Source organism: Pseudomonadota bacterium (assembly GCA_030860485.1).
Classification (GTDB): domain Bacteria; phylum Pseudomonadota; class Gammaproteobacteria; order JACCXJ01; family JACCXJ01; genus JACCXJ01.
Genome location: JALZID010000170.1, coordinates 12,443 through 33,455 on the forward strand (window position 1 = coordinate 12,443; position 21,013 = coordinate 33,455).

Here is a 21,013-nt window from a genome sequence, read left to right on the forward strand (position 1 = left end):
CGATGGCGGTCTATCGCTACAAGGCCGCGAGCCCCGAGGGTGAGGTCACGGAAGGCGAGATGGACGCCCAGAGCCGCGATGCGGTCATCGAGCGCTTGCAGGCCCTGGGTTACGTGCCCATCCGGGCCGAGGAGCGTGGCGAGGCCAAGGGCGACCGCCCGCGTTTCTCTTTTAAGCTGCGGGGGCGGCGCATCTCCCAGGCGCAGCTCGCGATCCTGACCCAGGAGCTGGCGACGCTCATGCGGGCGCGCCTGTCGCTGGATCGGGCGTTGGAGGTGCTGATCGAGATCGCGGCCGATGAGCGCATCCAGCAACTGCTCATCCGGGTCCGGGAGGGGGTGCACGGCGGCGCCACCTTGTCCGCGGCGATGGAGGCCCAGACCGGGGTGTTCTCGCGGCTCTATCTCAGCATGCTCAAGGCCGGCGAGGCCGGCGGGGCGGTCGAGACCGTGCTCATGCGGCTCTCGGAATATCTGGAACGGGCGCGCGAGCTGCGCGAGACCGTGACCTCGGCGCTCGTCTACCCGGCCATCCTGCTAGGCGTCGCGCTGCTGTCGGTGCTCGTCCTCTTGGTCTATGTGGTGCCGCAGTTTCAGCAGCTCTTCGACGACGCCGGCCAGGCCTTGCCGTTCGCGACCCAGGTCGTGATCTTCGTCGGCGATGGTCTCCGGAGCTACGGGTGGCTGTTTGCGCTCGGGGTGGTGGGCCTGGTCTTTTACCTCCGCCGGCAGCTCGCGGTTCCCGCGACGCGCTACCGCTGGGACGCGCGCCTCCTGCGCCTGCCGCTCGCCGGGGACTTGATCACCAAGATCGAGGTGGCGCGTTTCAGCCGCATGCTGGGGACGCTCCTCAGCAACGGCGTACCGCTCTTGACCGGGCTCTCGATCGTCAAAGAGACGCTCGACAACCGGGTGCTGGCGGAGGCCATGGATGGTGTCGTGGAGCGCCTGAAGCAGGGGCACGGGCTGGCCGAGCCCTTGCTCGAGGTCCCGTCCTTCCCGAGGCTCGCGGTCCACATGGTGCGGGTCGGTGAGGAGACCGGGCAACTCGAGGAGATGCTGCTACAGGTCTCCGAGGTCTACGATCGGGAGGTCCGGAGCGCCATCAAACGCGTCATGGCCCTCCTCGAGCCGGCCTTGATCCTGGGGCTTGGCCTCGTGATCGCGGCCATCATCATGTCCATCCTTGTGGCCATCTTGAGCGTCAACGAGCTGGCATTCTGATGGGCCGAAAAACAAAAAAGCTAGGGGGCTGCAACTCGTCGCGTGTGCCGAGGGTCTATGCAGCAAGGGTCATCCGGACCTCGTGAGGTCCGCCGACGGTGACGGTAGAGGCGCACGACCGTGCGCTCCTATACTGGCCACGGTCACGAATCTCTGCATTTGATCCCCTCTCCCTCCGGGAGAGGGTTAGGGTGAGGGGAACAAAAAAGGGCGATTCGTAGCCGTAAGTGTTATATCTGGGATCTTGGAGATTGATGAATGAAGGGCAAGATTGAAACGAAGCGGCGCGAGCGGGGCTTTACGCTGATCGAGTTATTGGTGGTGCTGGTGATCCTGGGGCTTTTGGGCAGCATCGTGGGGCCCAGGGTCATGAAATACCTGAGTAGCGCCAAGTCCGACTCGGCGCGTCTGCAGATCCAGGATTTTGCTGCCACGCTGGACCTCTACAAGCTCGAGATCGGGCGTTATCCGACGACCGACGAGGGACTCAAGGCCCTGGTCGAGCAGCCCAGTAACGCCGAGGGTTGGACCGGTCCGTATCTCAAGAAAAAGGAGGTCCCGAAGGACCCATGGGGGAACGAATACGCCTATCGTTTTCCCGGCCAGCATGGGGAGTTCGACCTCTATTCCCTGGGGGCCGACAACGCCGAGGGGGGAGATGGCGAGAACAAGGATGTGGCGAGCTGGGAGTGACCTGACTTTGGCTCGGGGCGGGCGGGCGCGATGCGCGGCGGGGTTTACACTCATCGAGATCATCATCGTGCTCACCCTCGCCGGGCTGCTCTTGGCGCTGGTGCCGCCGCGGCTGTCCGCGGCCCTGGCGGCAGCCGAGATCAGGAGCGCCGCGCGCGAGCTGGCTTCCGCGTTGCGTTACGCGCGGAGTCGCGCGGTCACCCGCCATGCCGAGGTGCTCTTGACGCTCGATACGGAGCGCCGGCGTTATCGGGTGAGCGGTTCTAGATGGCGGGCGCTGCCCGAAGACCTGCAGGTCAAGCTGACGACCGCGCGCTCCGAACGCCGCTCCCGCGGCGTCGGCTCGATCCGCTTCTATCCCGACGGGACCGGCACCGGCGGGCAGATCGCGCTCGGTTCCGGCGCGCGGCGCTTCATCGTGGACGTGAGCTGGCTGACCGGCCGCATCGCGATCTACACGGGGTCTTCGTAACTTTCTGTTGGGCTTTACATGGCCGAAGCTGAAACTACGCAAGCGCTTCGGTTCTTCGTATACATCGTTGAATCACCATCTGCGCCAGATATCTATCACGGGCGCTCCGAGGGTGCGCTTGTTGCCAAAGCCGTTGAGTTGGATGGAATTCCCTCTGTGACCCGAACTGTCATTAATCCAGTCGCCTTCGATGGCGCACTAAGAATTGGCCTTCCTGAAGTAAGGCATACCCGGATCGCCTACCTATTCTTCATTTGAGTGCTCACGGCGCGACCCAATGGGCGGCGTAACGCCGCCGGTAGCCGGGTTGGGGTAATATCAAAATACGACTGGTTCGATGAGGGCGAGCCTGCGGAATATGAAAAGGAGAAGTAGCCGGCACCATTAGGTCGGGTTAGGGTAGGCCGCGCATCCGTCCATTCAGACGCCGATCACATCAGACGGTCATCACGCGGATCAGATCGGTGCCGCCGGCCCGCTGGGCATGGCCCGCGGTCGCTACCACGATGTCCCCGGCCCGCACATAACCCAATGACGCGGCCTGCCCGATGGCGAACGCGATCCTCGCCTCGTCGGTACCTTCTCCTGCGCACAAGAGCGGCAAAACGCCCCAATTCATGGCGAGCTTCCTGGCGACGCGCGGTGAAGCGGTGATCGCGAGGATCGGGCAATCGGGGCGGTGCTTGGAGACGAGCCTTGAGGTGAAGCCCGTCTCGGTGAGGCTGAAAATGGCAGCCGCCGCCAACTGCCGCGCCATGGCGACCGACGCCTGGCTGACGGCCTCCGTCACCACGTTGGAGGGGTGCGGTAGGATCTTTTGGAGGTAACCGTACTCGCGCAGGTGGGCCTCGGCCCGGAGTGCCAGCTCGGCCATGGTGCGAACGGATTCCACGGGGAACTTCCCGGCCGCGGTCTCTCCGGAGAGCATGATCGCCGAGGTGCCGTCGAGGATGGCATTGGCGACATCACTCGCCTCGGCGCGCGTAGGGCGGGGATGGATCTCCATGGATGCCAGCATCTGCGTCGCGGTGATGACCGGTTTGCCGTTCATGACCGTAGTATGGATCATGTGCTTCTGCGTCGCCGGGACCTCGGCCAAGGGCAGCTCGACGCCGAGGTCGCCGCGCGCCACCATGATCCCGTCGGCGGCCTGCACGATCGCGTCGAGGTTGGCGAGCCCGGCCCGGTTCTCGATCTTGGCGATGATCGGGATGGCGGTGCCGTGCTCGCGGAGCACCTCTCGGATCCCCTCGACATCACCGGCGCTCTGTACGAAGGACGCGGCGATATAGTCCACGTCCGCCTCCGCTGCGAAGCGGATCTCGGCCGCCAGCAGCTCGCGATCGTGTCCGTCCAAGACAGAGCGTGGGAGCGGTGTGGCCGGCAGGTTTACCCCTTTGTGGTCGCGTAGCGTCGCCCCGGCGATGACTTTGCAGCGCACAGAGTCAGCACCTGTCGATTCCACCTCCAACTCGATGGCGCCGTCGTCGAGCAGGATCGGCGTCCCGCAGGTGACCTCCTCGGGTAGCCTTCGGCAGGAAACGGACACACCCTCGATATCTCCCACGCGACCGTCCGTATAGAGCGTGAAGCGCGTGCCGGGGGTGAGGGTCACGGCGCCACCCATCACCTTGCCGGTGCGGATCTCGATCCCGCGAGTGTCCGCCATCACGGCGATGTTCGCGCCTTTCCGCTCCGCGGCCGCACGGATGCGGGAGATGCGGTCCAGATGGTCCGCGAAGGTGCCGAAAGACAGGTTCAATCGGGCCACGTCCATGCCCGCCGCGATCATGCCCTCCAGGGTCTCGATGGCGTCGGACGCGGGGCCTACGGTCGCGATGATCTTGGTCTTGCGGAGTCGAGGGGCTGTCATAGGCGTACGGGTAGTGGAAACTGTTTGGAAGATGAGGGAACGCGCGGGCTCCGGAGGCGTTGCCGTATTTCAGGCTTCCAGGAGTAGCGATGGAATGTCCCGCGCCGCACGCGTCGATATCCGCGTCGGCAACTCGTTCCCGAATGAAGGCGAATAGCGTGTGAGAAGAAAATGAGGGCCGGCCCGAAGGCCGGCCCTCGACGGTGGGGTTGCTAGAGGCCCTGGGTCGGGTCCTTGAAGATATCGCCGTCCGATTCCTCAATGCCCGTGCGACCGTCGATAGATCTCAAGAACGCCAAGAGATCGCTCACCCCTCCCAGGCCCTGGATCGTGCCCCCGCCCGGAAGTTGGTGTAGGGCAAAAACCTGCTCCAATGTCTGCGCTGCCCCGTTGTGGAAGTAGGGGGCGTGGAAGCTCGTGCTGAGCAGCGAGGGGACGTTGAACCCGAGCGTCCCGAGGGCCTGCTGGCCGATCGCCGCACCGGTGCCTCGGACCTCGATCGCACCGCTTGGATCGAACGTCCCGATAGGTTCCAGGAACCTCAGGATCCCGCCATCGACGGCTGGATCCGCATAAGTCTCGATCTGAACCCCGGTGGCAACGATCCCCGGATCACGTGGTGCCAGAGCGGGCGGCGGGGTAAAGGACGGATTGTCGGAATAGAGGACCTGGCTCTTGGTCCACTTGGCCCCGCCGTGGCAGGAGGCGCACTGGGCCACGAACACGGTACGGCCGGCATTGACCGCCGCGGCATTGCCCTGTGGCACGTTCAACGGCCGTACGGTCTGGGCCCACAGCGTCTCGAAGTCGAGCGCCTCGCTCGCGCCCTGGGAGATGCCGTGGTCGTAGACCGCCGGGTTGGGTGCACCACTACCGAGCGGCGGGCACCCGATCGCCGTGTTGGTCGCGCCTCCCGCAAAGCCGGTACCGCACTGAACGTTGCGCGAGTTGTTGTTGAAGTCCGTGACGCTGTCGCGCGCGGCGCTAAAGTTGTTGATGCGGGTGTCGTGCGCCCCGTTGATCTTGGAGTACAGGGCGTCGAGCGGCAGGGTGTTGCGCGGGCCGTCGGCGAAGATCCAGGTGACGCCGTCGGCGAGCCCCGCCGGGTGGCAGGAGCCGCAAGAACTGATTGCATCGCTCGATTGCTTGCCGCGGAAGGCGAGCGGGTCGAGGGTGACGATGTTCTGCCCAACCAATCCGTTGTCGGGGACCCCGAGGGCCGTGAAGAAGACGAGCTTGCCGAGCTCTACGGCGTGCTCGTGGCTACCGGGTTTTGGCGGCTCGGACGAGGCGACATCCCGTCTGATCGTCGTGCCGGCGCGGATGTCGAGCACCGAGACGGAGTGGCCGACCTCGTTGTTCACATAGGCGAAGCGTCTGCCGAGCACGATCCCGGTCGGGATGTTGCCGGTCTCGAAGCGCACGACATTGGGCGCACCGACATTGAGCTGGCCGCCGGCGGCAGGCAACGTGGCTCTTAGCACGTAGTTGCCGCCACGACTCACGATGAAGAAGGTCCTTCCGTTCGGCGTCGCGTCGATGGCCACGATGTCGTTGCCGAACAGCTTGCCGAGACGGCCGGTCGTCGTATCGCCATTGATCCCTACGTTGAGGTTTACGTGTTCGGCCTGGTTCTCGGCGGGCGTGCCGGTGGTGTTGACCACATGCACGAGCGCTTGAACGTTGGTTCTGAAGTTGACTGGCGGTTCCGGCTGGGCCCCGATGTTCGGCAGGAACAGCCGATTGCCGCGGATCAACGCCGAAAAGAACTGGTTCGGGAATACCGCCTGGGGGTTGTTGACGATCACAACACTTCCTGCGGCCGCGGTGGGGTCGGGGCAGAAAGTGTTGTTCACCGCGTTCGCGTTCAATTGTTGGCAGAACATGGTGCGGTTGGCGGTGAAACCGCTGTCTTGGAGTGGTGCCAGGGTGGTCGTGGTGATGTTGTTCGGGCTGTTCACCCGGAAGGACCGCACGATGCCCTGCTTGCCGTCGTCGAAACCTTCGCCCGGGCCATTTGGGATCAAGCGGCCGTAGAAGTCGGTGACCAATACGCGCTCGTTGTTTCCGGGGCCGTCGGTTATCGCGATGGCGAAGGGGTTGAAAAGGCTTCCACCGACCCTGAGGTCGACGGTATTGATGACCCGACGCGAACTCGTATTGATGACCGAAACGGTCCCGGCGGTGTGGTTGGCGACGAACAACCGCTCGCCGTTCGGGGTCATGGCGCAGCCCCTGGGCTCGGTGCCGACCGGGATCGTCCTGATGACCCGGCGGGTGGCCGGCGAGATCACCGACACGGTGCCGTCGGCGCCGTTGGTGACGAAGATATCACCGCCGCGCGGGTCCACGGCGACACAATAGGGCTCCTGGCCCACCGGGATCTCGGCGACCTTCCTGAGGCTCCGACCTCCGCCCCGGACGTCGAAGAGCGTCACGCTATCGGCCTCGTGGTTGACATTGACCAGGCGCGTGCCGTTCCCTGTCAGTGCGATATTGGTCGAGCGTGTGGGTGCCGCTTGGCTGGCCGGCCAGATGCCGAGGAGCGTCAGGCTACCGAGTGCAACGATGGCGGCGCGGGTACGTCGCCGGCCGGTTGTGGCTGAGACGTGATACATGGTTACTCTCCCCGAGTGTTGAAGTATCGTTGACAGACTGTTTTCCCGAAACAGTATCGGGTCCAGGAACTCGTTCTTACAGCCTAGCAGACTATCAGCCTAACAGGCTATAAGGCATGTCCATGACCGCCTGGGGACGACCGCCTGTGCCGCGCGCCCAGCGGCGGGAGCGCCCGCCTATTGGTTATTTCCCGCCGGGGCGAGGAAAGGTTCAATCGAAGGGCAACGCCGGCGCGCCGTGCCAGGGGTAACCGGTAACCGGTAACGCATGGGAGAACTGAGCTATACTGCGTGACGACGCACCGAGGCGGGGAATTCCGATGGGCCTCCCGCCGGGCGGCCCCTGAACACTCGGCAGCGGGGCCAGACCGGGATAGCACGTGGAGACGCAAGACCTCAAGAAGGCGGGCCTCAAGGCCACCCTGCCGCGCATCCGCATCCTCCACATCCTGGAGAGCTGCGAACGGCGCCACCTGAGCGCGGAAGAGGTCTACAAGGCCCTGCTCGACGCCGGGGAGGACGTGGGATTGGCGACCGTATACCGCGTCCTCACGCAGTTCGAGGGCGCGGGGCTCGTGATCCGCCATCACTTCGAGGGCGGACACTCGGTCTTCGAACTGAATCAGGGTGGGCACCACGACCATCTGGTGTGCATCCGCTGTGGGGCCATCGTGGAGTTCATCGACGAGATCATCGAGGGACGGCAGCGCGACATCGCACAGCGGCATGGGTTCTCGATCACCGACCATGCCTTGTATCTCTATGGTCTATGTGGCCGCTGCCAGGCCCACGACCGGGCCCGGGATTAGCCGCCTTGATCGATGCCTGGCGGGATTGCGCCTGGATAGGCTCAGCGCGATAGGCTCAGCGCGCGGCCCGGGACAGCATCTCCTCGGCGTGCCTCAGGGTCTGCGGCGAGATGGTGACGCCGCCCAGCATGCGCGCCAGCTCTTCGATCCGCCCGCGTGCGTCGAGGATCCGCGCCGTGGTCGCGGCCATCCCGCAGCGGGTGCTCTTGGCGACCTGCACGTGCTGGTGCGCCAGCGATGCGACCTGGGGCAGGTGGGTCACGCAGAGCACCTGGCGCTCCCGAGCCAGCCTCCGCAACTCCCGCCCGACGATCTCGGCGACGGCACCGCCGATCCCGGCATCCACCTCGTCGAAGACGAGCGTCGCGATCCCGGCATCGCTCGCGCGCAGCACCTGGATCGCGAGGGAGAGCCGGGACAGCTCCCCGCCGGAGGCCACCTTACCCAAGGGGCGCGACGCCTGGCCGGGGTTGGCCGTGACCATGAATTCGACACGGTCGAAACCCGCGGGAGACGGCGAGGCATCCGAGACCGCCGTCACCGTGATCTCGAACGCGCCATCCGGCATGCCGAGCGCGTGCAGATTGCGGGTCATGGCGGTGCCCCACTCGACCGCCGCCCGTGCCCGGCGGCCGTGCAGGACCTGCGCGGCCTCGCGGTAGGCCGCGAGCGCCTGCATCGTGCGGGTCTCCATCGCTGCGATCCCCGCGGCGCGGCCCTCCAGGGCCTCGAATCGGGCCCGTAGCTCAGAGAGGCGTGCGGGGAGCCCTTGCGCCCGGAGGCCATGTTTGCGCAAGAGGTCATGAATCGCCGCGAGACGCGACTCCAAGCGTTCCAGCGCGCCCGGATCGGCCGCCATACCGTCGAGGTACTGGCTGAGCGCCTGGTCCGCCTCGCTCACCTGGATGGCGGCGCCCTCGATGAGATCGCTGATCCCTTTTAGCTCGGCATCGAAGCTCAAAGGTCCTTTGAGTGCCCGGATGGCACGGTGGAGCACGGATCCGGCAGCGATATCCGGGCCGTCTCGATCGCCGCTACCCCGGCCCAGGAGGCCAAGCGCCAGCTCGCAGCCCTCGGCGATCCGCGCCAGGTGGGCGAGCCGGGTATGCTCGCGTTCCAGTCGGTCCATCTCGCCGTCCCCGAGACCGAGCTCCTCGATCTCCTGGACCTCGTGACGTAGCCGATCGCGCTCGCGCTCGACATCGAGGTCAGCGCTGGCCGCGAGCGCGGACAGGCCGTTCTGCGCCTCTTGCCACTCCCGGTGATGGGCGCGCACGGCGGCCAGGGGCTCGGCGCACTGGCCGAGCTCGTCCAGCACCTCGCGCTGCACCTCGGGCCGGATCAGCGACTGGTGGGCATGCTGGCCGTGGATGTCGACCAGGGCTTCTCCCAAGGTCTGGAGGAGGCGGGCGGTGGCGGGCGCCCCGTTGATCCAGGCCCGCGACCGGCCGTCCGCTTCCACATGGCGCGTGACGATGCATTCGCCCCCTTCCGCGGCGATGCCTTGGGCTTCGAGGAGGCAGAGCGCTTCTCGAGTCCGCGCCAGGTCGAATATCGCGCACACGGTGGATTTGCGGCAGCCGTTGCGGACCACTCCCGGATCGGCGCGGTCGCCGAGCACGAGTCCCAGGGCATCGACCACGATGGACTTGCCGGCGCCGGTCTCGCCGGTGAACACCGTCATTCCCGGCCCGAGGTCGAGGTCGAGCCGTTCCACGACGGCGAAATCCTCGATATGCAGATGCCTCAGCAACCGGGCCCTCGCGGCGCTACGTCACCGACCGCACGCTAACCCCATTGCAGCTTGGCGCGCAGTGCCGCGAAGTGGTCATGCCCCGCGGGGTGGACCAGGCGTACCCGCCCTTTGCCCTTTTCTACCGATACGCGATCGCCCGGGTGGAGGATCTCGCCGATCTCGCCGTCACAGGTCAGTCGGGCCTGATCCGGCTCGGGGGTCTTGACCTCGATCTCGATGCGGTCGTCCCCGCCCACCACGATCGGCCGGTTGCTCAAGCTGTGTGGGCACAGCGGCACGATCACCAGCGCATCGAGCGCGGGGTGCACGATAGGTCCCCCGCAGGACAGGGCGTAGGCGGTGGAGCCCGTGGGAGTGGAGACGATGATGCCGTCGGAGCGCTGGCTGTGGACGAAATCGTCATCGACATAGGTATCCAGCGTGATGAGGCGTGCGGTACCCCACTTGTGGATGACGACGTCGTTGATGGCATCGCGGCGTTCCACGTGCTGCCCGCCACGCATGACCACAGCGCGCAGGATCAGGCGTTTCTCTTCGACGAAATCCCCGCGCAGGATGGCGGCAAGGCGTTCCTCGACTTCCTCGGGTGCGATGTCGGCGAGAAAGCCCAGGTGGCCCATGTTGACGCCCAGGAGGCGCACATCGTAACTCGAGATCAGATGCGCGGCCCGCAGGAGTGTCCCGTCCCCGCCGACCGCGATCACGAGGTCGCAGTCGTCGCCCACCAAGGTGGCCCGTGACGCCGATCCGCCGCCCTCGAGGAGGGTGACACAGTGCTCGTCGAGCCGGACCTCGATCCCGAAGCGCGTCAGGAGATCGATCAAGACCCTGAGCGTCGCGGCGACGCGGGCGTCCCCCGGTTTGGCGACCAGGCCGACTCGTCTAAACATCGTGGATCGAAAGGTCGTGGGTCGAAAGGTCGTCATCGAGGTTGGGCCTCGCGCGCGCCAGGGTGAAACTTATAGAGTGAAAACTTATCACGTCACCTGCCTATCTCACAGGGGGGGACCCGTGCCGAGCGCTACCGGCCTACGGGGCGTTTTGCGCTCCCGGTTGGGCGGTGCTAAATTGCATCGGCCCGTCGACAGGGGCGCGCGCCATCGGCAGGAAGCGGTGGCGCGAAGCACACAGACTCGGATTGATCAGGCAATCGATGGCCTCGGAGCAAAAAAAAAGCGCCGTGTTGTCGGCGCGGGCCCAAAAGCTGTTCCGGCTCCTGGTCGAGCGCTACATCAGCGACGGCCAGCCGGTCGGGTCGCGCACCTTGGCGCGCGGTGGGGAGCTAGATTTGAGCCCGGCCACGATCCGCAACGTCATGGCCGACCTCGAGGACATGGGTCTCATCCGCGCCCCGCACACCTCGGCCGGCCGGGTGCCCACCACCCGCGGCTTCCGCTTGTTCGTCAGCAGCCTGTTGCGATGCCGGGAGCTGTCGATGAGGGAGGTCGAGCACGTGTGCCAGGGCCTGTCCACGCCGGAGGGGGTCCAACGGCTCCTGGAGAAGACCTCGACCATGCTCTCGGAGATCAGCCGCTTCGCGGCGGTGGTCATGGCCCCGCGCACCGAGCACCGCTCGTTCCGCCACGTCGAGTTCCTGAACCTGTCGGAGAACCGGGTGCTCGCCATCCTGGTGTTGAACCGCAACGAGGTCCACAACCGTATCATCGAGTCGGAGCGGCGTTATTCCCCGGCCGAGCTGACCCAGGCCGCCAATTACCTCAATGAGGCCTTCGCCGGGCGGGCGCTGGACGCGGTGCGTACCCGGATACTGACCGAGATGACCGTGGCCCGCGAGGAGATGAACCGCATGATGCAGACGGTCGTGGAGATGGCCGACAAGACCTTCGATGCCATGAAGTCTGGCGACGATTACGTGTGGGCCGGCCAGACCAACCTCATGGGCATCGAGGCCTGGGCCGACATGGGCAAGCTGCGGCAGCTGTTCGAGGCCTTCAACGAGAAGCGCGTGATCCTGCACCTGCTTGACCAGGCCCTCACGGCCGAGGGCGTCCAGATCTTCATCGGCGAGGAATCGGGCTATGAGCTTTTGGAGGACTGCAGCATCGTGACCTCGACGTATTCGACCGACGGTCGGGTGATCGGCGTGCTCGGCGTCATCGGGCCGACGCGCATGCCCTACGAGCGGGTCATCCCCATCGTCGATCTCACCGCCCGGGCGCTCGGCCTGGCCTTGAAATCCCTGCACTGATCCCCATCTCGTCGCGGCGAGCCCCGAGCGGGGGCACCGGTGACCCAAAGGCCTTGCGAGGGGGGTGCGCGTGACCCAAGAAGAAACGTCTCAGGAAACGGCCGGCACGGCGGCGAACGGGGAAGCCCAGTTGCCCGAGGCGCTGCAGGCGGCCCTGGACGCGGCCAATGCCAGGGCCGATGAGTATCGGAACGATGCGCTGCGGGCTCGCGCCGAGCTCGATAACGTGCAGAAACGCACCGCCCGCGAGATCGCCAACGCCCACAAGTACGCCCTGGAACGTTTCTTGACCGATCTCCTGCCCGTCAAAGACAGCCTCGATCTTGGGTACGCGGCGGCCACCGGGTCCTCGGACATCGCAACCCTGCGCGAGGGCATGGAACTGACCCTGAAGCTGCTCGATGCGGTTCTGGAGAAACACGGCGTCCAGGGCCTCGATCCGGTCGGCGAGCCGTTTAACCCGGAGCTGCATCAGGCCATGAGCGTGCAGGAATCCACCGAGATCGCGCCGGGCACGGTGGTGACGGTCGTCCAGAAAGGCTATGTGTTGAACGGGCGTCTCTTGCGGCCCGCGATGGTGATCGTCGCCAAGCGTCCGGCCGAGGACGGAGATGCTGCGGGGAGCGACTCACTCGAGGCTTGAAATCATGTGGCGCGCCTCCATTTCTCCCCCCTGATCCAGACAATCATCTGAGCGGAGACTAGGAAAATGGGAAAGATCATCGGCATCGACCTCGGCACCACCAATTCCTGTGTCGCCATCCTGGAGGGCGGCAAGCCCAAGGTCATCGAGAACAGCGAAGGCGGTCGGACGACGCCTTCCGTCGTGGCCTTCACCCCGGAGAACGAGGTCCTGGTCGGTCAATCCGCCAAGCGCCAGGCGGTCACCAACCCCCACAACACCCTGTTCGCCGTGAAACGCCTCATCGGACGGCGCTATAACGAGGACATCGTCCAGCGCGACATCAAAATGGTGCCGTACAAGATCGTGCGGGCCGAGAACGGCGATGCCTGGGTCGAGGCGGGCGGGAAGAAGGTAGCCCCGCCGGAGATCTCGGCGCGCGTCCTCATGAAGATGAAGAAGACCGCCGAGGATTATCTCGGCGAAGCGGTCAAGGAGGCGGTCATCACCGTGCCGGCCTACTTCAACGACTCCCAGCGCCAGGCCACCAAGGATGCCGGGCGCATCGCGGGCCTCGAAGTCAAGCGCATCATCAACGAGCCCACCGCGGCCGCGCTCGCCTATGGCATGGACAAGAAGCGCGGCGATGTTAAGCTCGCCGTCTATGACCTGGGCGGCGGCACCTTCGACATCTCGATCATCGAGATCGCCGAGGTGGATGGCGAGCACCAGTTCGAGGTGCTCTCCACCAACGGGGACACCTTCCTGGGCGGCGAGGACTTCGATCTCCGCATCATCGATTTCCTGGCCGACGAGTTCAGGAAGGATCAGGGCGTTGATCTGCGCAAGGACCCCCTGGCGCTGCAACGCCTCAAAGAGGGTGCCGAGAAGGCCAAGATCGAGCTGTCCTCGAGCCAGCAGACGGACATCAATCTGCCCTACATCACGGCCGACGCGAGCGGCCCCAAGCACCTCAATGTGCGCTTGACGCGCGCCAAGCTCGAGGCGCTGGTGGAGGACATCATCATGCGCACCGTCGAGCCCTGCAAGACCGCGCTCAAGGACGCCGGGCTCGCCGCCTCGGATATCGGTGAGGTGATTCTGGTCGGCGGCCAGACCCGCATGCCCAAGGTCCAGGAGCTGGTGAAGTCGCTGTTCGGCCGCGAGCCGCGCAAGGACGTCAACCCCGACGAGGTCGTGGCCGTGGGGGCCGCGATCCAGGCCGGGGTGCTCGGGGGCGAGGTCAAAGACGTGCTCCTGCTCGACGTCACGCCCCTGTCGCTCGGCATCGAGACCTTGGGCGGGGTCATGACCAAGCTCATCGAGAAGAACACGACCATCCCGACCAAGGCTTCCCAGGTCTTTTCCACGGCGCAGGACGGCCAGACGGCGGTGACGGTCCACGTCCTTCAGGGCGAACGCGAGATGGCCTCGGCCAACAAGTCGCTGGGGCGCTTCGACCTCGGCGACATCCCGCCCGCGCCGCGCGGCGTGCCGCAGATCGAGGTCAGCTTCGACATCGACGCCAACGGGATCCTGAATGTCTCGGCCAGGGACAAGGCCACCGGCAAGAAGCAGTCGATCGTGATCAAGGCCTCGAGCGGTCTGTCGGAGGATGAGATCCGCAACATGGTCAAGGATGCCGAGGCGCACCGCGAGGAGGACAAGCGCTTCCAGGAGCTGGTCGGCGCCCGCAACCACGCGGATAGTTTGATACACGCGGCCCAGAAGTCGCTGAAGGACCTCGGCGACAAGGTCACGGCCGAGGAGAAGCGCGACATCGAGGCGGCGATCGAGGACCTGAAGGGCGTCTTGAACGGCGACGACAAAGCGGCGATCGAGAGCAAGAGCGAGCGCCTGGCGGAGGTCGCCGGCCGGCTCGCGGAACGCGCTTACAAAGAAGCCGGGGCCCAGGCACAGACAGAGACGCCGCCACCACCGCCCGGCGGGGGTAGCGGCAAGGCCCGCGATAACAACGTCGTAGACGCCGACTTCGAGGAAGTGAAGGACAAGAACTAAGCCGTTCGTTCGAGGCGGGCGTCGAACAGATGGCCAAGCGCGATTATTACGAGGTGCTCGGGGTCGCCCGCAACGCCACGGAATCCGATCTCAAGAAGGCCTATCGCCGCCTAGCGATGAAGCACCACCCGGATCGCAATCCGGGCGACAAGCACGCCGAAGGGCATTTCACCGAGGCCAAGGAGGCCTATGAGGTGCTCACCGATGCACGCAAGCGCGCGGCCTACGACCAGTTCGGGCACGCCGCGGTCGACCCGTCGGCGGCGGGGGGCGGTTTTGCCGGAGCAGGGGGCTTCGGCGACATCTTCGACACCGTGTTCGGCGACATCTTCGGCGGTGCACGCCGCGGTGCTCAGGCCCAGCACGGCGCAGACCTCGCCTATGACCTCGATCTCTCGCTCGAAGAGGCGGCCGCGGGCACCTCGGCCAAGATCGAGGTCCAGACGGTCGTCGCCTGCCGCACCTGTCACGGCTCGGGCGCCCGGCTCGGTACGACGCCGGTGACCTGCTCCACCTGTGGTGGGCACGGGCAGGTGCGGATGCAGCAGGGGTTCTTCTCGATCCAGCAGACCTGCCCGCGCTGCCGCGGCACCGGCAAAATGGTGCGTGATCCCTGCGCCACCTGCTCGGGGCAGGGGCGGGTCCGGGACCGCAAGACCCTGTCGGTCAAAGTCCCCGCGGGTGTCGATACCGGGGACCGCATCCGGCTCGCCGGGGAGGGGGAGGCCGGGCCCAGCGCCGGCGCGCCGGGCGATCTCTATGTCACCATCCATGTCAAGAAGCACCCCATCTTCACCCGCGAAGATTGTGACCTCTACTGTGAGGTCCCCATTAGTTTTGTCACCGCGGCCCTGGGCGGAGAGCTGGACGTACCGGCCCTCGATGGGCGTTTCGTGCTCAAGATCCCGCCCGAGACCCAGACCGGCCGGGTGTTTCGCATGAAGGGCAAGGGGGTCAAATCGGTGCGCGGGCACCGCGTCGGAGATCTCTTGTGCCGAGTAGCCGTCGAGACGCCGATCCATCTCGGCCGCGAGCAGAAGGATCTGTTACGCGAGTTCGAGCGCTCGCTCGCGGGAGCCGAGGGCCGCCATAGCCCCAAGACCAGCTCGTGGTTGGACGGCGTCAAGCGCTTCTTCGAGGACATGAAGCTCTGATTGATTGAAGTTCTGATTGATAAATGGGGCTGATTGATAATGGGCCGATGAGCGCCGGGCCCATCCGCATCGCCATCGCCGGGGCCGCCGGTCGCATGGGGCGGTGCGTGATCGATCTATGCCGGGAGAGCCCCGATCTCGCCATCACCGCGGCCCTCGAAACGGAGGGATCCCCGCATCTTGGGCGCGACGCCGGTGTCGTAGCGGGCGGGGAGGCGATCGGTGTCCCGGTGACGGGGAAGATCCACGACCCCCCGGAGCAAGAGATACACAAGGGCTTCGATGTCCTCATCGATTTCACGGCGCCGCAAGCGACCCTCGAACACCTGGCCTTTTGCCGTCGAGCCGGGCGGCGCATGGTGATCGGGACTACCGGCCTCACCGAGGAGGATCGAGCGGCGGTGGTCGAGGCGTCTGCGGAGTGCGCCATCGTGATGGCCCCGAACATGAGCGTCGGGGTGAATCTCTGTCTCAAGCTCCTTCAGATCGCCGCGCGCGCCCTGGGTGACGATTACGATGTCGAGATCGTCGAGGCCCATCACCGCCATAAAGTCGATGCTCCCTCGGGCACGGCGCTACGGATGGGCGAGGTCGTGGCCGCCGCCTCGGGCCGGGACCTCGAAGACTGCGCCGTCTACGCCCGCCACGGGATGGTCGGCGAGCGCCCCCAGAGGGCCATCGGTTTCGCAACCCTGCGCGCCGGCGACATCGTCGGTGAGCACAAAGTCCTCTTCGCCGGCCAGGGCGAGCGCATCGAGATCGCCCACCTCGCCACCAGCCGTACGGTGTTCGCGCGCGGGGCGCTACTCGCGGCGCGCTGGGTCATGGACCGGGGACCTGGTCTCTACGATATGCAGGATGTATTGGGGCTCAAGGCGATCTGAGACCCTGATCTCCCCGGTAACGCGGACCGGGCGGCGGGCAAGGTATTAGAGCGCGAGCTGCGGCAGCGGTTCGCGCCGCCATAGCCGCGGTACGCGACGGCGCTGATTCGACCTGTTCGGCGCTGCACGGAAGAACCGGTAGTGGTTCGGGGATGTCTACTCGGACCCTGACCTGCACATTTGGCCGACAGAGCCTTTAGTGACATCGTGTCAGGGTGGCGAAGCAGAATGAAACCAAACAGTACACGAGGAAATAAGCCATGAAACGCAAATAGGACTTTTCCCGTGCCACCCGCGGGAAGTTCTACCACAAGGGGGGCGGAGTTGAGACTGCCCATTTATCTGGACACGAAGATGCGCGCACGTGAGGTACTCCATGATACGAGTTCGCCCATGCAGCTACGTCAGCAGACGCCTACTCTACCCTGATCATAAGGGATCCACTGGGTCTTGGTTTTTTGACGCGCTACGATATGCAATAAGCGAGCGTAGGGTGCGCTGTGCGCACGCGGAATGGCGTGGAGGTTCCGACCGGTTACGGTGAACCCAACGCTCGGTCCGCGTGCGCACACGCAAACGGCTCCGTGCACACCCTACGACTTGCCGTCATCCCGCTGGCGTAGGATGTGGTGGACGAAGGGGACAGTATCGTACGCGGGCTGTGAATCAACAGATGAAAAGTGTAGTACGGGAAATCCGCACGCTACGTTCGGTGCGAGCCAGGGGCGGGGGACCCGCTCCGGCGACCCGGTGGCCGCCGGCGTCCGTACCGCGGAAATGCCATGAGATTTCCGTCCTATAGTAGACTCAGTCCGAGGTAATACCCATGGAGTTTACTGCTGTCTTTGAAAGAGTGTCGGAAGGCTATATTGCTTTCGTCGAGGAATTGCCAGGTGCGAACACTCAAGGCGATACCCTTGAAGAAGCACGTGAGAATCTAATGGAGGCGATCCAGCTAGTCTTGGAAGCCAATCGCGCTTTGGCGGAGGAATCTATTAGGGGCCGGAAGGTTCTGAAAGAGCGTCTTACCACCGCGGGTTCATGAAGCGCCGAGATCTTATCCAGCACTTGGAGCATCATGGGTGTGAGTTCTTCCGAGAGGGTAGCAAGCATACGGTCTATGTCAATCGGGCTACCCGGAAGTCAACCACAATTCCGCGGCATCGTGACATCAATGAGTACCTTGCAAAGCGGATCTGCAAGGATCTAGATGTTCCGCAACCATGAGCCCGCGTAAGATGCGGTGAGCGAAGGGAACCGCATCGGTCGCGAAAAGAGCTGGGCGAGGGAAGGTGATCGAGGACCGAATAACCTTCCATGCGTTCAGGCGGCGAGGAATCTATCCCGGAGGATTGGGGTGGCGAGGACGTCTTGCGGCAGGGGAGTAACGCGAGCGATGCGGTTCCCTTGGTTCACCGCATCCTACGTGTGCTATACTTTGGTTCACAATGGCATGCGCCGCGTCACAGCGAAGCGGTTTCATACAGCGTCTATTGGGTAACAGTTTTGTATCGATTCCACCGTCTCATGCGCGGTCTTTATATTCGCTGTTAATCCTCCAACTGTCGCGTTCAGACTTCGAAGCCCCGGAACTCAATCGCCGAACCCGACCCCGACCCCTACGCCGAAGTGGATGTCGGGGCCCGTATCGCGGCGATAGTAGTCCGGCTCGTCCGGCCAGAGGTAGAGGGTCTGGGATTGGACCACAGGGAAGGTGTATGGGCGCTCGCCCAGCGGGCGCTCCATGGGGTTTATCGAGGCTGCCGTAGACCGTGACGTCCCGGCTGGGGCGATAGATGGCGGGATCGAGGAAGCCCTCGACGCGGACCATGAACCGGCCCAGAGAGTCGTCGGCAGCGACCGGCTCGCCATCGCTCTCCAGCGTCTTACCGAGGATCTCTATCAAGGTGTCGTTCTCGCGGTTCTTGACGGAGACGATGGTCCCGCCCCAGCGCACGCGCACCCCCTCGAACGCACGCACCTTTTCACGGGCCTCGCTAAGGGGCGGGCTGCCCGGGGGGACTCGCGGATCTCGATGGGCACGGTGCTCTGGCAAGCACTGAGCGACAACAGCAGGGTCAGACCTAAAGGGTACCGTAGGGAAATCATGGCAGCACACCTACATGATCGCCGACTGGGCTCATCAAGCTACGACTTGCGCCGTGGATCTTAGTTCGTAGGTAGACCGCACGCGACCTGCGCGTCGGGCCTCGAGCAGAGATGGAACCCATCGTGCGCCCTATCTTGGGGCCAGCGCCCCCAGGTCCTGCACGGCGAAGCTCCATACCACCGCGATGGCGTCGCGGGCGATCGAGACCTCGGCGTCGCTCCATTCCGGCGGGTGTGCGAACGCCGTGGAGGCGGGCGCCAACAGCTTTCAGCGCGAGGAGCATCACGCGGCGTCGACCCATGCTCAGAACGAGAGGCTCAGGGTGACGCGCGCCGAGCGCGGCTCGACCGGATGGAAATGGATGTCGTCCACGCCTGCGGCGGGCTCCCCCGCCAGGCGCGACGTGTAGAAATACTCGATGTCGCTGTCCTCGGAATCGAGGAGGTTAAAAATCTCGACGCCGAGGCGCAGGTCCTCACGGAGCTTGTAGCCGACGTCGGCGTTAAGGAGCGTGGTGGATGACGAGCGCACGCTGTCGTCCTCGATGAGGGGCCGGGGCCCGAAGTAACGCACCCGCAGCCCGCCGAAAAACCCCTTGAGGTCGTCGATCGTGACACCGACCGTGATCACCGTCTCGATGGCGCCCGGGATGTGATGCGCCGCGGGGCCGTCGTCGGAAAAGCGCGCCTTGGAGAAGGAGAAGTCGGCATCAAATGTGAGCCAGGGTAGCGGGCGGTAGTAATTGGTCCACTCGACCCCGTAGCGGCGGCTCGGGCGGTTGGCCTCGGTGGTGCCTGCATCGCCGATGAAGAACAGCTCCGAGTCGAGGTCGAGGAGCCAGAACGACAGGGTGCTGTTGAGGTCCCGGACCAGCGCGGTGCGCAGCCCCATATCGAAACCCTCGGCCCGCACCAGCGGGTCCACCGGCTCGACCGACTCGCCGCTCTTGCGGTCCACCGTGATAGTGGTGCCGCGGGCGTCGTTGCTGTGGAAGCCGTAGCCCAGGTTGATGTAGTACTCGGTATCGAACCAGGGACCGAAGATGAGGGAGAGCTTAGGGCTCGCGAGCCCATCGCTGGCCTCCCTCGCAGGCCCGCCACGGTCCGGAACTTCGGGTGCCAGCGGGTACGGTTCTGGAGGATAGGGCGAGACGCTCACCTGGTCCACGCGGTCCTTCCGTGTGGTCTTGAGCCGTCGGCGTTCGCGGGTATTGAAAAGCCCGACCTTCCCGAGGTCGTCATAGCGGATCTGCAGCCCCACGGTGTTCTCGATGTCGAGCCCGCCCCAGGTGGGAAACCAGGAATGGTGGCCGGAGAGGCCATACACCTGGCGCCGGTCCTCCTGCTCGAATTGGTCGCCGTTCAGCGGATCATCGAGAAAGAAGGTAAAGTTCGAAAAGAGGTTTAGCCTGTAATCGAGGAAATAGCCATGGACATGGGTCGCTGCATCTGCGGTGCTCCGCCGCCATTCCCCGGAGGCGCTGTAGCGATGGGTATGGCCGCCATCGCTCTCACCCAGGGCGCCGAAGCGCCCGATGTCGCTGCGGTCCACGGCGCGGCGCGGTACCTGATCGGTGGCGTTCCAATCCCCGCTGTAGCCCATGGCGGTCAGGTTAAAACCGTTGAGGGTGTCGCGCCGGCTGTAGCGCAGCACCCCGTTATAACGTCGGTACTCGTCGGGATGGTTCCAGGGACCGTCGTTGTCGAAGGCCTCGAAGGCGCCGAGGACCCGCCCGGCCGCGAGCGCGGTCGAGCCAGCCAGGAGGCCGCGGTAGTAGTCGTAGCTGCCGCCCGTGAACTGGACCAGGTTATGCGGGAGCACGTCCGCATAGTCGATGTGGACCGCGCCGGCCGCCGAGAAATCGCCCTCGTCGGCATAGTACGGGCCTTGCGGTAGTCGATGCCGCCGATGATCTCCGGGATCACGAAATTCAGATCGGTGTAGCCCTAGCCGTGGGCGTGGGTGGGGAAGTTCACGGGGATCCCGGCGACCGAGGTGGCGAAGTCGGTGCCGTGATCGAGGTTGAATCCCCGTAGATAGAACTGGTTGGCCTTGCCGGCCCCCGAATGCTGGGTGACGATCACGCCTGGCACGGTCTCCAGGACCTCCCCGGGGCGGAGCAGCGGGCGCGACTCGATCTGCTCGGGTCCGACCGTACCCTCGGTGGCCGAGTCGCCGATCCCGATGAGGGAATCGTAGCGCTCGGTAACCTCGATGGGCGGGAGCTGCACGAGCTCATCGGCACGGGCGGCGAGAGCGAGGCAGAGGCTCAGCAGCGCCCCCCCCGATGAAGGGTCCTGTGAGCCCGGACCGCCGGTGGCCGGTCGTGGGCGGTACCGGCATCGCTTTGGCGCCCAGCTAAATCCCTATGAGTGGGATAAGTTTTCAGGTGTGTTCGGAACGTGGTTTATGTGCGGAATTCGGCGCAATCCACAACATCACCAGGCTCCACAGGACGATGAGGCTCATTCCCGAGAATACGGCGGTTCGGCGGTTTCAATACTCATATCAATCATCCCACAGCAGATGTTCTCACAAGCCCTGACATGGCCGAAGGCTGGAGGGAGCCGT

19 protein-coding genes are annotated in these 21,013 nt (G+C 65.0%); 12 read left to right on the forward strand and 7 right to left on the reverse strand.

Annotated features, from left to right (window positions below; all coding sequences use genetic code 11):
• Positions 1-2 precede the first annotated feature (2 nt).
• The 4 genes from M3461_09315 (at position 3) to M3461_09330 (ending at position 2,646) form a co-directional block, all read left to right on the forward strand.
• Positions 3-1,223 (forward strand): type II secretion system F family protein, encoded by a 1,221-nt coding sequence (locus M3461_09315; GenBank protein ID MDQ3774538.1) that lies wholly within the window; start codon positions 3-5, stop codon positions 1,221-1,223.
• A gap of 258 nt (positions 1,224-1,481) precedes the next feature.
• Complete coding sequence (gspG, locus tag M3461_09320; protein ID MDQ3774539.1) at positions 1,482-1,916, forward strand: type II secretion system major pseudopilin GspG; 435 nt, start codon at positions 1,482-1,484, stop codon at positions 1,914-1,916.
• Complete coding sequence (locus M3461_09325; protein MDQ3774540.1) at positions 1,882-2,388, forward strand: GspH/FimT family pseudopilin; 507 nt, start codon at positions 1,882-1,884, stop codon at positions 2,386-2,388. Before gspG ends, M3461_09325 begins: the two co-directional genes overlap by 35 nt.
• An 18-nt stretch (positions 2,389-2,406) precedes the next feature.
• Positions 2,407-2,646, forward strand: coding sequence for a hypothetical protein (locus tag M3461_09330; protein MDQ3774541.1), 240 nt, complete (start codon positions 2,407-2,409; stop codon positions 2,644-2,646).
• Between the two features lie 178 nt (positions 2,647-2,824).
• Here the strand turns inward: M3461_09330 and pyk are convergent, their stop codons facing one another.
• Both pyk and M3461_09340 read right to left on the reverse strand, forming a co-directional pair.
• Entirely contained in the window at positions 2,825-4,261 is a 1,437-nt protein-coding gene (gene pyk / locus M3461_09335; protein ID MDQ3774542.1) for a pyruvate kinase, read from the reverse strand.
• Between the two features lie 212 nt (positions 4,262-4,473).
• Positions 4,474-6,879, reverse strand: a complete 2,406-nt coding sequence (locus tag M3461_09340) for a hypothetical protein (GenBank protein MDQ3774543.1) — start codon at positions 6,877-6,879, stop codon at positions 4,474-4,476.
• 380 nt (positions 6,880-7,259) lie between these two features.
• Between M3461_09340 and fur the strand changes: the two genes are divergently transcribed.
• Positions 7,260-7,688 carry a ferric iron uptake transcriptional regulator gene (gene fur, locus M3461_09345; GenBank protein ID MDQ3774544.1) on the forward strand — a complete coding sequence of 143 codons (429 nt, stop codon included), beginning with the start codon at positions 7,260-7,262 and terminating at the stop codon, positions 7,686-7,688.
• Between the two features lie 55 nt (positions 7,689-7,743).
• Here fur and recN read toward each other — a convergent pair whose 3' ends face one another.
• Complete coding sequence (recN, locus tag M3461_09350; GenBank protein ID MDQ3774545.1) at positions 7,744-9,441, reverse strand: DNA repair protein RecN; 1,698 nt, start codon at positions 9,439-9,441, stop codon at positions 7,744-7,746.
• A gap of 35 nt (positions 9,442-9,476) precedes the next feature.
• Complete coding sequence (locus M3461_09355; protein MDQ3774546.1) at positions 9,477-10,334, reverse strand: NAD(+) kinase; 858 nt, start codon at positions 10,332-10,334, stop codon at positions 9,477-9,479.
• Positions 10,335-10,597: 263 nt separating this feature from the next.
• Here M3461_09355 and hrcA point away from each other — a divergent pair, with 263 nt between their 5' ends.
• The 7 genes from hrcA to M3461_09390 all read left to right on the forward strand — a co-directional run bounded on the left by hrcA (position 10,598) and on the right by M3461_09390 (position 17,559).
• Positions 10,598-11,653, forward strand: a complete 1,056-nt coding sequence (gene hrcA, locus M3461_09360) for a heat-inducible transcriptional repressor HrcA (protein MDQ3774547.1) — start codon at positions 10,598-10,600, stop codon at positions 11,651-11,653.
• A 70-nt stretch (positions 11,654-11,723) separates the two neighbouring features.
• Positions 11,724-12,296, forward strand: a complete 573-nt coding sequence (gene grpE, locus M3461_09365; protein ID MDQ3774548.1) for a nucleotide exchange factor GrpE — start codon at positions 11,724-11,726, stop codon at positions 12,294-12,296.
• A 66-nt stretch (positions 12,297-12,362) separates the two neighbouring features.
• Positions 12,363-14,294 (forward strand): molecular chaperone DnaK, encoded by a 1,932-nt coding sequence (gene dnaK, locus M3461_09370; GenBank protein MDQ3774549.1) that lies wholly within the window; start codon positions 12,363-12,365, stop codon positions 14,292-14,294.
• Positions 14,295-14,323: 29 nt separating this feature from the next.
• Positions 14,324-15,448 (forward strand): molecular chaperone DnaJ, encoded by a 1,125-nt coding sequence (dnaJ, locus tag M3461_09375; protein MDQ3774550.1) that lies wholly within the window; start codon positions 14,324-14,326, stop codon positions 15,446-15,448.
• 47 nt (positions 15,449-15,495) lie between these two features.
• Positions 15,496-16,332: a 4-hydroxy-tetrahydrodipicolinate reductase gene (gene dapB / locus M3461_09380; GenBank protein ID MDQ3774551.1), complete on the forward strand. Its 837-nt coding sequence runs from the start codon at positions 15,496-15,498 to the stop codon at positions 16,330-16,332.
• 820 nt (positions 16,333-17,152) lie between these two features.
• On the forward strand, positions 17,153-17,377 hold the full coding sequence (locus tag M3461_09385) for a type II toxin-antitoxin system HicB family antitoxin (protein ID MDQ3774552.1): 225 nt from the start codon (positions 17,153-17,155) through the stop codon (positions 17,375-17,377).
• Positions 17,374-17,559: a type II toxin-antitoxin system HicA family toxin gene (locus M3461_09390; GenBank protein ID MDQ3774553.1), complete on the forward strand. Its 186-nt coding sequence runs from the start codon at positions 17,374-17,376 to the stop codon at positions 17,557-17,559. Before M3461_09385 ends, M3461_09390 begins: the two co-directional genes overlap by 4 nt.
• 366 nt (positions 17,560-17,925) lie before the next feature.
• Here M3461_09390 and M3461_09395 read toward each other — a convergent pair whose 3' ends face one another.
• From M3461_09395 to M3461_09405, 3 genes are all read right to left on the reverse strand, one after another.
• Entirely contained in the window at positions 17,926-18,078 is a 153-nt protein-coding gene (locus M3461_09395) for a Slp family lipoprotein (GenBank protein MDQ3774554.1), read from the reverse strand.
• 667 nt (positions 18,079-18,745) lie between these two features.
• Positions 18,746-20,263 (reverse strand): TonB-dependent receptor, encoded by a 1,518-nt coding sequence (locus M3461_09400; GenBank protein ID MDQ3774555.1) that lies wholly within the window; start codon positions 20,261-20,263, stop codon positions 18,746-18,748.
• A gap of 125 nt (positions 20,264-20,388) precedes the next feature.
• On the reverse strand, positions 20,389-20,673 hold the full coding sequence (locus M3461_09405; protein ID MDQ3774556.1) for a TonB-dependent receptor plug domain-containing protein: 285 nt from the start codon (positions 20,671-20,673) through the stop codon (positions 20,389-20,391).
• Between the last annotated feature and the right edge of the window lie 340 nt (positions 20,674-21,013).

Bases quoted from the DNA above. Each gene is read 5' to 3' on its own strand.
- hrcA (MDQ3774547.1), top strand. From the start codon at position 10,598: ATGGCCTCGGAGCAAAAAAAAAGCGCCGTGTTGTCGGCGCGGGCCCAA.
- M3461_09390 (MDQ3774553.1), top strand. From the start codon at position 17,374: ATGAAGCGCCGAGATCTTATCCAGCACTTGGAGCATCATGGGTGTGAG.
- pyk (MDQ3774542.1), bottom strand. From the start codon at position 4,261: ATGACAGCCCCTCGACTCCGCAAGACCAAGATCATCGCGACCGTAGGC.
- dapB (MDQ3774551.1), top strand. From the start codon at position 15,496: ATGAGCGCCGGGCCCATCCGCATCGCCATCGCCGGGGCCGCCGGTCGC.
- M3461_09325 (MDQ3774540.1), top strand. From the start codon at position 1,882: ATGGCGAGAACAAGGATGTGGCGAGCTGGGAGTGACCTGACTTTGGCT.
- M3461_09355 (MDQ3774546.1), bottom strand. From the start codon at position 10,334: ATGTTTAGACGAGTCGGCCTGGTCGCCAAACCGGGGGACGCCCGCGTC.
- M3461_09395 (MDQ3774554.1), bottom strand. From the start codon at position 18,078: ATGGAGCGCCCGCTGGGCGAGCGCCCATACACCTTCCCTGTGGTCCAA.
- M3461_09330 (MDQ3774541.1), top strand. From the start codon at position 2,407: ATGGCCGAAGCTGAAACTACGCAAGCGCTTCGGTTCTTCGTATACATC.
- M3461_09340 (MDQ3774543.1), bottom strand. From the start codon at position 6,879: ATGTATCACGTCTCAGCCACAACCGGCCGGCGACGTACCCGCGCCGCC.
- gspG (MDQ3774539.1), top strand. From the start codon at position 1,482: ATGAAGGGCAAGATTGAAACGAAGCGGCGCGAGCGGGGCTTTACGCTG.
- dnaJ (MDQ3774550.1), top strand. From the start codon at position 14,324: ATGGCCAAGCGCGATTATTACGAGGTGCTCGGGGTCGCCCGCAACGCC.
- M3461_09315 (MDQ3774538.1), top strand. From the start codon at position 3: ATGGCGGTCTATCGCTACAAGGCCGCGAGCCCCGAGGGTGAGGTCACG.
- dnaK (MDQ3774549.1), top strand. From the start codon at position 12,363: ATGGGAAAGATCATCGGCATCGACCTCGGCACCACCAATTCCTGTGTC.